This is a genomic window from Deinococcus radiodurans R1 = ATCC 13939 = DSM 20539 (assembly GCF_000008565.1).
GTDB classification, from domain to species: domain Bacteria; phylum Deinococcota; class Deinococci; order Deinococcales; family Deinococcaceae; genus Deinococcus; species Deinococcus radiodurans.
Window position 1 is genome coordinate 34,991 of record NC_000959.1, and the last position, 10,714, is coordinate 45,704.

The 10,714-nt window shown below is 53.8% G+C and carries 9 protein-coding genes; all 9 read left to right on the forward strand.

Annotated elements, in window-relative coordinates:
- Positions 1–351 precede the first annotated feature (351 nt).
- The 9 genes from DR_RS16355 (at position 352) to DR_RS16395 (ending at position 10,585) form a co-directional block, all read left to right on the forward strand.
- The gene (locus DR_RS16355; RefSeq protein WP_010884088.1) at positions 352–1,164 is read left to right on the forward strand and encodes an IS5-like element ISDra5 family transposase; all 813 of its coding nucleotides are present in this window, start codon (positions 352–354) and stop codon (positions 1,162–1,164) included.
- A 79-nt stretch (positions 1,165–1,243) separates the two neighbouring features.
- Complete coding sequence (locus DR_RS16360) at positions 1,244–2,398, forward strand: radical SAM/SPASM domain-containing protein (RefSeq protein ID WP_010884089.1); 1,155 nt, start codon at positions 1,244–1,246, stop codon at positions 2,396–2,398.
- Positions 2,395–2,736, forward strand: coding sequence for a hypothetical protein (locus DR_RS16365; RefSeq protein ID WP_010884114.1), 342 nt, complete (start codon positions 2,395–2,397; stop codon positions 2,734–2,736). Before DR_RS16360 ends, DR_RS16365 begins: the two co-directional genes overlap by 4 nt.
- Positions 2,733–4,271, forward strand: coding sequence for a B12-binding domain-containing radical SAM protein (locus DR_RS16370; RefSeq protein ID WP_010884090.1), 1,539 nt, complete (start codon positions 2,733–2,735; stop codon positions 4,269–4,271). The genes DR_RS16365 and DR_RS16370 overlap by 4 nt, the downstream gene beginning before the upstream one ends.
- A complete protein-coding gene (locus DR_RS16375; RefSeq protein WP_010884091.1) occupies positions 4,268–6,379 on the forward strand; it encodes a carbamoyltransferase family protein in 2,112 nt (703 codons plus the stop codon). Before DR_RS16370 ends, DR_RS16375 begins: the two co-directional genes overlap by 4 nt.
- Positions 6,372–7,601, forward strand: a complete 1,230-nt coding sequence (locus DR_RS16380) for a TldD/PmbA family protein (protein ID WP_162177809.1) — start codon at positions 6,372–6,374, stop codon at positions 7,599–7,601. The genes DR_RS16375 and DR_RS16380 overlap by 8 nt, the downstream gene beginning before the upstream one ends.
- 1 nt (position 7,602) lies before the next feature.
- Positions 7,603–8,637, forward strand: a complete 1,035-nt coding sequence (locus DR_RS16385) for a hypothetical protein (protein ID WP_164928041.1) — start codon at positions 7,603–7,605, stop codon at positions 8,635–8,637.
- A gap of 10 nt (positions 8,638–8,647) precedes the next feature.
- Complete coding sequence (locus tag DR_RS16390; protein ID WP_010884093.1) at positions 8,648–9,856, forward strand: MFS transporter; 1,209 nt, start codon at positions 8,648–8,650, stop codon at positions 9,854–9,856.
- Between the two features lie 24 nt (positions 9,857–9,880).
- Positions 9,881–10,585 (forward strand): hypothetical protein, encoded by a 705-nt coding sequence (locus tag DR_RS16395; RefSeq protein ID WP_010884113.1) that lies wholly within the window; start codon positions 9,881–9,883, stop codon positions 10,583–10,585.
- Positions 10,586–10,714 lie beyond the last annotated feature (129 nt).

Sequence of the window (10,714 nt, forward strand, 5' to 3'; positions counted from 1 at the left end):
AAAGGTGTGCTAAATTGCTGTCATATCAAAAACGAAGGAGGTGAGAAAATGCACTTTAAACCTACTTTTGAGGTTATGGAGACGAATCCATGCAATGGAACCGTACTGCGCCGACCAGTGGTCGTGTGATGAGCGAGCTGAAAGCTGAACAGCAGCCCGCTACGATTAGTCCTGCTGAACTTCGCAAAGTTCGTGCTGCCATTAAGGCAGCAGTAGCTCAGGCCAAGTAATTGATTCTAAGTAATTGATTGATGTGGGAGCCTAGAGCCTGTCAGTCTAGCAATCTGACTTTTTATAAAAAATATGTAAATAGCATAGTAAGGGTGTCACGGCTGGGTGTAGAACTGGGACATGCTGTCAGAGCGAAAACCCTACAAGAGCGACCTGGATGACGAAACTTACCTCTTCATCCTGCCTTACTTTCTGCTCGCTCCAGAAGACGCTCACCAGCGCGTCTACCCGATACGTGAAGTCCTCAATGCCGCTCTGTGGATTGGCCGCACAGGGAGTCAGTGGGAGTACCTCCCACACGACTTTCCGCCATACAAAATTGTCCATCAGCAACTGATGCGGTGGTTTGAACGAGGTTGCTTCGAGAACCTCGCTCACGACCTGCATTCACTGGTTCGCGAGGACGCCCTCAAGGAGGGCGTTCCTACCGTTGCCATCGTGGATAGCCGCACTCTGCAAAGCACGCCCGAGAGTGGCGGACGTGCTGGATATGACGGTGGAAAGCGTCGTAAGGGCAGCAAAATCCACGCTGCTGTCGACACGATGGGTAATGTCATGACGTTGCTCGTCACCCCTGGCAATGAGCAAGACCGAGAACAGGTCTATGACTTGTGCCGCGAGGTGCAGCAGGTCACTGGTGACCACATTGATGTCGTTATCGCCGACCAGGGGTACACCGGAGAGCAGCCGCAGATTGATGCTTCCTTGAACGATGTGGAACTTGTTGTGGTGAAACGCCCGACTGGAGCGACGGGCTTTGTGCTGCTTCCGTTGCGATGGGTGGTTGAACGGACATTCGCCTGGACAGCACGTTTTCGCCGTCTATCACGTGATTTGGAGAGGCTGCAAAGCAGTCTCCTCGGCTTTCACTGGCTCGCGGTATCTGTTACGCTCCTAAACAAATTAAAGCCAATTCTTGGCTCGCTAGCCTGACAGCCTCTATGTAGGTTTTTACATAGAAACCTACATCAATCCTTACTGAATTAGGGTGAGGCAGAGGAGTATCAATTCTATGGTGGCATTTCTCCGTGGCCCAACACATGTAGATTTCAATCTAACGAACGGTTGTAATTTGGCTTGCTCTCACTGTCACAGTGCTTCGGGACCGAAACTGGATAACGAGCTTAAAACTGAAGAGATTCTTCAGACAATCGATGCCCTCCATATCATAGGTGCTTTAAAAATTGCTTTTGCAGGCGGGGAACCTTTTATCAGACGTGACATCTTTAATATTCTGAGTCATGCCTGTAGTCTTCCTGGCTGGGGTATTTCAGTGATCACCAACGGTTTTTACCTCAACAGTCTAACAGTAGAAAAACTTAAGGCTCAATGTCCAAATTTAAGCATCAACATTAGCGTGGATGGTTCGACACCAGCCGGTTACAGCACACTCCGCAAGCAATTGAATCGCCCGGATGCCGATCCTCAACCTCTGTTTGAACGTGTTCTATCCGGCATCGACAACGTGGTGAGATCTGGCATGAGCAACTCGGTCAACTTCACCATTACCAAAGCCACTCTGCACGACATTGAAGCTACATATGAACTTGTTGTGGATCGCATAGGTGCCGACAACATGGTGGCGATTAAATTCTTCCCTGGCGGATACGGGAAAGAACATCTGGATCTGTACGAAATTCCCTATGACATGTGGGACGAACATTTCGTCGCCTTGACCCGCGCGAAACTTGGAGGGAAACTTGAGCGGCTACAAATCTCGGTTCCGGCAGCCTGGGAGTTCTACCTGCCGTTGATCAATGCGGGTATTCCGATCGAGGAAGCGGAAGAAGTATGGGGTTACCGCAGCCCACTTAGGGAAGACATGTACGCTCGCATGCGGGAAGTGGGCGACGTGGCGGGCATTTCGGAACTGTGTATCTCTTCAGACGGCGAGGTGTACCCGTCAGTGCTATTGGTCGGGGAAAAAACGATGAGCTGCGGGAACCTGCGCGAGCACTCATTGCAGCGTATCTGGCAGGAATCTTCATGCCTGATGGCTCTGCGAGAGTTGAAGCTCTTCGATCTAAATGGCAATTGCACAAAGTGCGGGGTAAGGGAGGTATGCGGAGGCGGCTCCCGCTCACGGGCCTTCTCCCGCGAAGGCGACTTCCGTGATATGGACTACGTGTGCCCGATCGTCGAGGTTCCATTGGTAAGTCACGCATGAAGACAATTTCTCCGCAAGTGCTCAGCTCCGCCTGTACTTCGGTTCGGTACTACAGGGAGGAACAGGGCTGCGAGATCCGTATTGCCAGCAAAGTCGTGTTCGGTGACGACCAGCTGGCCTGTCTGCTCGATCTTCTGCTGAGCCAGGTAGACGGCGCGACACTCGTCAAGCGTGTCCATATGCTCATTGGCGGAAAAGAACCGGCGAAATCGGTCGAAGTCGCACTGGGCGTGCTCCAGCAGCTTGAGGACGAGGTCGGCATCACAAAATCGGTGTGGCCAAATGCTGCACCACTACTGGCGTTTAGGAACTCGAACGGACTGGACGCGACCCCATGACCTCAGACGTTCTCGTCATTGCGCCTTTTCGTCGTCCGACGTTCCGTACGGCTATCTCCCATCTATATCCCGTTACGGAACCTTGGGACTCACCACCGCTTATTACCTGCGGTGCCATACAGGAAGCGGGACTGGAAGTCGACTACGTGGCCCTCCAGAATATCTTTAACGGTTACGATCCGGAACGTGACGGCAGAGACCTAAACGAAATATTGGGTGTGTTGCATCCGAAGGTGGTGATCTTCAGCAGCGATCACTTCATTCCCAGTCGCAGCACCGCCTCCATTTACGGCATTTCCTTGGTGTCGAAGATATTCAAGTCACGCGAACGGCCGCCCCTGATAGGCGTCTGCGGACGTCTAGCCACAGTGGCTGCGCAGCGCCTCTTCGCAGAGGTGCCGGAAGTGGATTTCGCCGTCATCGGTGAATCGGATGGTGTTATTGGTGAGGTTGTGGCTGACTTACTGGCGGCCGACATGGAGGAGACGTCGAGGCGGCACGGCTATGTACATACCCGTACCGCCCCTGCTCGGGATATAGCTTACATGGGTGACGTCAATGACGTTGCCTTGCCAGCCTTCGCACTGGCCCTTCCGTCTATAGCACAGTACCGCAGCCGTTTCGGCCTAGAAGAAAACCCATTGCCTTTCAGTCTACGGACGTCGTTCGGCTGCAAGTTCAAGTGCCGTTTCTGTGCTGGCGTCCCCCACTGGCTAGATTACCGTAAGAAGTCGCCCGATCGTGTGCAAGCAGAGCTGGATGCATTCCTCAACCAGTTGGGTGATCAAGCACGAATTTCCTTCCTTGAGGACGAGATCTTCACACGGGATCCAGAGCATGTCGCTGCGATCACGGCATTACTCAAGGAACGTAACATCTATTTGGACGGTCTGTACACCCACTCGACCCTTCTGACGCCCGAGATCGCTGCCGACCTATGTACTGTGGCTGACCGCGTCTTTACGGGGCTTGACAACGCAGACGACCAGATCCTGCGCAAGATGGGTAAAGGTCAACTACTTGATACTGTCCTTGACGCGGTCGAGAAAGCCCAGGCCGCCTCGTTGAAGGTGCATCTAGAATGGATCATCGGTACGCCTGAAGAGACCCTAGACACGCTCGTCACCTCGCTGAGCACCATCTTCAACCTGTTAAGCACACACGCCGTCGAAAGCATTAACACATACGTTTACTGTCCGCACCCAGGCACAGACTATACAGTGAACGCGAAAAAGTACCGAATGCGCGTTCTGGACACCTTCGACGGCATTCAAGAATCGGGGGGGTACCCCGCGTTCGACACTGCGAACTTGACCAGAAACCAGATCTACACCGCATACCTGATGAGCCAACTTGTGATTGCAGAAGTGACCGCCGCAAGACAACACAGCAGCATCCCTCGAGCAGTCGTCCCAGCAAGCCGGAGTGAACTGCTGCGGCTGTTCGGAATGATTGGTGAAGGACAGGTTGCCTTCGATTTCGATGAAGCACCTGTCGGCAGAGTGTCCTACCCTGAAGGAACCAGCAGAGCATGAACCGACCACAGTATGTCCTGGGTGTGAGCATGTCGAACCACGACCGGTCAGCCTGCCTTCTGCGTGACGGAGAGATAGTCGCTGCCGTCGCTGAAGAGCGCCTAGATCGTCGGAAAAAATCGGAAGGCTTTTACGAACAGCACCTCGGAAGTGCTGTCCTGCCCCCATATCGCGCCATCACCGCGGTTCTGCATGAAGCAGGCCTCACCGTCGGCGATATCGACCGTGTGGTGTGTGGGCGCTCCATCCTCCCTTGCCGAGACGATCTGCTCAACCAATTCCCGTTCCCGCCGGAAAAAGTAGTAGAGATTCCTGTTCCGGGGCATCACATAGCTCATGCCTGCAGCGCCTTTTTCACCAGTCCTTTCGAGAATGCTGCCGTACTGGTGCTTGACGAACAGGGCCACCGTTTGGAAGACGATAGGTTCGAGCGTATGACCTGGTACACCGCGCATGGCACGCAAGTCGTGCCCATCCGTCAATTCTACGGCGATTCAGAAACATTGAGTCTGGGTATGTTCATGGACGCCTTCGCTACTTTTACTGGACTTAGCGAAGCAAAGCAGCCCTCTGCCGGGAAATTGATGGGATTAGCGGCCGTTGGGCAGGAAAGGCAGCAGTGGCCCTCACTCGTCACGACTGTTGATGATGGGGACGCATACGTCCGGCTGAGCGAGCTAGATAGCTTCTTCGCCAGCGTACTGCCGAGACGAGTCGAGTTCGAAGGCGGCATCGTCAGACAACTAGATGACCTACTGGCCAAGTACTGGCCTGTTCATTGGAGTTCCAATCTTGCCGCTGACCTCGCTTTTAAGGCACAAGCAGAGCTGGAGGGAGCACTTTTACATATCAACCGGCACCTGAAGGCGCAGGTCGGAAGCGAAAACCTGGCCTATGCCGGAGGGGTGGCGCTGAATTGCACCGCAAACGCCAAACTGAGCCTTGCTGGATGGCGTGACGTGTTTGTCCACCCCGCTGCCACTGACGACGGGAATGCCGTCGGCTTGGCCTACTACGGCCAGCGATCTCTGGCCGGCAAGCACCGCCGACCTGAACTATTCAATCCCATGACAGGCCCGAGGTACTCCCAGAAGGCGGTTGAGGAAGCTGTCCACCGCTTCGGTCTAGGCGAGTGGCTTGAACGGACCGACATGAGCGACGAGGCTGCAGAACGCCTGAGCCGTGGAGAAACGCTCTGCTGGTTCTTAGGAAGAAGCGAGTGGGGGCCGCGAGCCCTGGGTGGACGCAGTATCGTGGCTGACCCAACGGTTCCCGGAATCAAGGCGCTGATCAATTCCCGCATCAAACACCGTGAACCATTCCGGCCGTTCGGAATCAGCGGCACACCACGCGGTGTGGAACAGGCCCTGGACGTTGGAGCAGCACTGCCCTCGCTCGCGCCGTATATGCTGGCCGTCGCCAGGGCGCGCGATACGCGTTTGAGCCAGCTCCAACACCAAGACGGTTCTATCCGTTACCAGATAGTACAGCGCGCGTGGCAACCGGAGTGGTTCGGTATGATTGAGGCGTTCGGGCGACGTTCGGGAGTGGAGTGTATCGTTAACACGTCATTCAACGTCCTAGGCGAACCACTCGTCGAGACGCCCTCCGACGCTGTCCGGCAATTTGTGTTGAGCGGTGCCCAGGCCCTTCTCATCAATGGTTTCCGTCTGGATAGCGCCGACGTTCCTCGAGAATACCTTCGCCAGATACGACGGCAGGCTTTCCAGGCAGGTGGGCAGCACCCGTTGAAAGTCGCCCTAGGCATTGAGGCCGCCGGATACTGTGCTGCGGCAATCACATTCTTGGAGGATCAGGAGTTCGGCGAGGAAGCTGCCGAGGCCGAGGGAAAACAGGTACTTCGTGCCTACTACAGCCTCCATCTCCGGGGTGCTCTACTGAAGAATGAACATGAGCGCTCTACGGAACTCTCCAAATACCTCCTAGCCATGGCCGAATTCGACGGCGCAGTATTGGAAGCCGCCAGTGTTCTGGAGGCGACTGAACAACCCGAGACTCAGGCCATGGGTCAATTCTTCACGCATATTGGACGTTATGGTTCGGCCTTCAGGCATGCCAGCGGAATCTGGGCAGGAACCGATGGCTGACGGCCCCGTCGCTGCCCCCTTTATGAGACTAAGTTCGAAGCTGAGGGATGACCTTTACGAGGAAGTCAGGCACGACAAGACGTGGCACCAGCGCCTCACCTGGAGTCGTGGAGAATGGACTCCCGGAAGCCTGACTAGCTTGGCCTCTCGCTTCGAACGTTCCCTGCGGTGGAACAAAGTCAAGCCAGAAAAGGAAAACTTCGATTCTCCACGACCAACCATTCAGTCACAATCGATCTGCCGGGAACACTTGACAGGAACGGCACCCGAGTTCCTGAGCGAGGAGACGCTCAGAATTCTAACGGAAGCGGTTGGGTCGGCGCAGATCAAAGAAGCGGTTATCGATATGGAGTGCTGGGAGAGAACCTTCCTCAACTCCGAGGGCTGTTCAGTCACAACTCAAGGGAAATGGTTTGACTTCTACGCCTCGTACAATACAGGAGCCGCGCTCGTTCGCTGGAGGGATGGAACCTCCACTCAAGAAGAAGTATCGCGGCTTGCCCGGCCACCGCTGCCTATCCTCGGGAGAGGGGTCACCTGGAGTGAACCTAGAACGATAGACACGGTGCGGTACGACCTCGTACTACTTTCGCCGACGGCCTCGTCCGTTGTCATCCACGAACTGATCGGACATGGGTGCGAACACTTCAGAGAAAAAATCGTTGGACTGCGTGTCGGGCCTGAGGAACTACGGGTGGTGGCTTTTCCGAAGAACGGCTCCGGGTTTGATGACGAGGGTACACCCTCCGAAGAGATTGTACTTGTGGAGAACGGCATTGTGAGGCACGCTGTCAGGGATCGGGCGACTGGAGGAATGGCGCCTTTTTCCGGTTTGACCAAAGTGGCATCACATGGTGTCAAACCTGGCTCAAGATGTACGCATCTCAAGGCGGAAGGGGAATCGTCACAGGAAGGAGTTACCGGAGTACCCGCCGAACGCACCGTTTGGATAGAGCATTTTTCTGCAGCGAACTACCATTCAGGTCGAGCCTTTTTCAGGTCTGGCCTTGCCTGGGTAGGCAGCCGAGAAGAACTCTTATATCCCTTAATGCCTTTCACCATGTCAATTGATATCTACGAACTGGCCAGCTTATTGTGGCATTTAGACGGTCAAACGGAACGAGCACGTAGTGGACTGTGCAATAAGGACGGTGAGTTTCTTCCAACGTTTAATTTTGCTCCGAAGATAGCTCTTCGACCCGTTGTATCTATCAGGCCATGAAGTGGGATTTTCTACAATACGTCACTCGCGGCAAGATTCCAGGGCGTCCATTGACGGGCTCTCATGGAAGGAGAGCCTTACTGAGGAGAAGTATGTGCGTGTCAGAATCTTAGACGACTTCGGTCTACGCGTCTACGTCGGGCCGGGTGGAGCGGATGAGGAGCTTTTGTTTGAAAGGACGCTTGAGTCACCATGCCAAAAAGGGATCGGGCTAGCGTTGAGCGGGACTGTGAAATGCACCCGATTTGAGCCGGAGGATGCGCTTGCACTCGGGGAAAATCCTCTGCGACCCTTCATAGGAATGGTCACGACTACAAGGCAGGATTCATTCAGGGCGACGTTGCGCACTTTTGAGGAGAATGTTCTGGAGTGGGATTGGGAACAGCATTCATGCCACACACATGCAAAAGACCGGGATCACATAACGCAGGCGCACTTGCAGATGGAAGAACTCCTTTGGAGTCCGTCTGCCTTGTCCGGCCTACTTTACGAGGCTGTTGTGAAACGGTTGCAAAGCCAGGAACGCTGGGGGAAAGGGCTGTTCGTCGGGGAACTGAATCGATGTGGGGCCGCTTTTGACTTGGACGGCACCCCCCACTCCTCGGCGGCCTTCGTGATGAACGGGGAATTCGTCATGTCCCCGCGAGGGCGGCTGGCACAGGAAGGGGATACGCACGGCAGTTCTGGGCACGGTGGCCTCTCGAAACCGTTTCTCACAGATCTGTACATCGGGAGTTACTCGTGCAACCCTCCGCTTCTTCCCCTAATTAAAGCGGGGGTGCCGTTCGTGGAGAGCGTCCATGAACTGTCGGGGGATATGTTTGCCCTTGACCTCTCGGTTTTCGAAGAGGGAAACACGACCGTAGCGAATAACATCGGGTCGCTGGTCGTCGGCTGGCGCGATGAGTTTTCCTGGCTAACGTTTCTAAACTCTCTGAGATGGTACGGCTCTTTAGAGCACGGAGTGGAAGCCTGGATTTCGTCCTGGGCCTTGAGTGGCCCTTATACAACCTATTTCCAAGAGTGGTGCTTTTGAAAGGTGAGCCATGAGGAAAAACGTCAACAATACGCTCTGGATCTTGCTTGCTGGAAGTATTGTCTCGGAAACGGGAATGTGGATCGGCTTCGTCGGAACACTCCAATTCCTACAACAGGTTCTTTCTTCAACGTTCAACCAAGCCCTTTTCCTAATTGTGCCATCTCTTCTCGGTCTGGCGATTGGGCCAATTGCAGGACGGGTCGTCGATCAGCACGCTAAACAGCTCATCCTGAAGGTGAGTAGTGCCTTGAGGATCCTAGCACCGGCATTGATGCTACTAGCAATAGAACAACGGTCTATCGTATTCGCCGTCATCAGTACCCTCATCGGAGGACTAGTCACGTCTTTCTACTACCCAGCCTTGCGTGCCACATTCCCACTAGTCGCGTCAGGGCAAGCTCTAGCTATGGCGAACATGTGGAACTTCAACCTGATCACGCTCGCCAGGATCATCGGCACTACATTCGGCGGTCTACTCATAGTCAACGATAATTTGGAAGTGTCCTACCAGCTGGCTATGCTTTCCTACGTTGTCATCGCGCTCCAGACTTGGCTGATCCGTATAGATGAAGATGCCACGAGCAACCGGCACAATCAGGTGGACTCCCGAAAAATGGCGTTTACCGAGGTTCTGCGCCTGATTGGGAATAGTAGGGAATTAGTCTTCGCGCTGACAATAAACCTTATTCCATATATCTTTATTGCCGGATTTAACATCTTCGTTATTGGCATCAGTACCCTGCAGCAAAACGTCGGGATCAAGGGCGCCCTCTACACTGTTGAAGGGGTCGGTATCCTGATATCAAGCCTCTTCTACAGAAGGATGATAAAGAAATTCGACGTGAAGAATATCATCCTAGCAACTGCTTTCCTCATCTGCGCGGCGGAACTATTCCTGCTTGGTGCCGGGAACAAGTGGCTCTCAATTCTGGGATTCGCCATCTTCGGGATCTCAGGTGGGTTCTTCATTCCTACCCTTCAGACCTTTTTACAGAACTCAGTCGAAAACACCTACCACGGCCGCCTCTTCTCGCTCAAACGGATGCTCGAAACGGGCATAACCCTCGTCACCCTTCCATTCTATGGAATTGTGATCGATAGACTTGGTATCACATCGCTGATGGCAATCATCTTAACTCTCTCTACAGCAATCTACCTTTTTGCTATTGCACAGCTAGTCGGGATGAATTCGCGTTTAGCTGGAGAGAGACGTTAATCGCTGTGCAATGGAGGAGACTATATGACAGACACATTAAGTCTATCGACCTTGACTGGCTGGAAAAAAGTAAAAGACACCCTTGAAGATTACAATTACCGGTTGCTCAGCTTTGAGGAACGTGGTACGCAATATCCCAGCTTCTTCCTTGCTTTTGACCTGCTGGATCCGTCACAGCATTTGAAAGTGCGGGGCGCGCTAACACGTGGACTTTCAGGGCCACGCCTGACACGCCTAGAGCAAGAACTCTGCCACAAATACGAGGGCAGGAAAGCCAACAATGGACCGGAAAAAGTTGACGTGATTGCGCTGATCAGGGACATTGTTTTCGACTGCGTCGGAATCCCGAAGGAAGAGGCGCTCGAGATCCTTGCAACATACACCGTCAGCCAGCGTTACCTGAAACACGAGGGGGAACAATCGCCAGAAGGGCGTTATGCTTTGCAACTCGCACTCGAACGCATAGGTGAGGCGCTCGGTGACAGGCCACGGCTTTCCTCTTCGTTTGTCAGGTTCCTCGACGAGGATGCGACCTACACCGAAGAGCAAAAACTATACCTAGTCGTTCCATTCTTTGACATGCTCGTCGCAGAAAAAACCTTCGAACTTCCGATTGCCCTCGCTAAGGCCCTTTCTGAATGCCCAGGGCAGACTCCTATTGTATCCAGCGAATTTGCGATAACCAGCGGAACTTCGATGACTATTTCCACGAATGTGCTCGCCTCCTAGAAGGTATTCAGGTTCAACGGANGCTGAGATANTCCCATACGTCGTCGAAGCTGAAACCTTCGTCTCCGGTCGTGCATCTCGATATCAGTCAAGCCAACCGTGATGAAANCGTCTTCACTCAAAGNGCAG

What these genes read in the sequence shown, in the direction of transcription:
- DR_RS16375 (WP_010884091.1), top strand. Translation starts at nt 4,268, where the DNA reads ATGAACCGACCACAGTATGTCCTGGGTGTGAGCATGTCGAACCACGAC.
- DR_RS16355 (WP_010884088.1), top strand. Translation starts at nt 352, where the DNA reads ATGCTGTCAGAGCGAAAACCCTACAAGAGCGACCTGGATGACGAAACT.
- DR_RS16370 (WP_010884090.1), top strand. Translation starts at nt 2,733, where the DNA reads ATGACCTCAGACGTTCTCGTCATTGCGCCTTTTCGTCGTCCGACGTTC.
- DR_RS16395 (WP_010884113.1), top strand. Translation starts at nt 9,881, where the DNA reads ATGACAGACACATTAAGTCTATCGACCTTGACTGGCTGGAAAAAAGTA.
- DR_RS16360 (WP_010884089.1), top strand. Translation starts at nt 1,244, where the DNA reads ATGGTGGCATTTCTCCGTGGCCCAACACATGTAGATTTCAATCTAACG.
- DR_RS16380 (WP_162177809.1), top strand. Translation starts at nt 6,372, where the DNA reads ATGGCTGACGGCCCCGTCGCTGCCCCCTTTATGAGACTAAGTTCGAAG.
- DR_RS16390 (WP_010884093.1), top strand. Translation starts at nt 8,648, where the DNA reads ATGAGGAAAAACGTCAACAATACGCTCTGGATCTTGCTTGCTGGAAGT.
- DR_RS16365 (WP_010884114.1), top strand. Translation starts at nt 2,395, where the DNA reads ATGAAGACAATTTCTCCGCAAGTGCTCAGCTCCGCCTGTACTTCGGTT.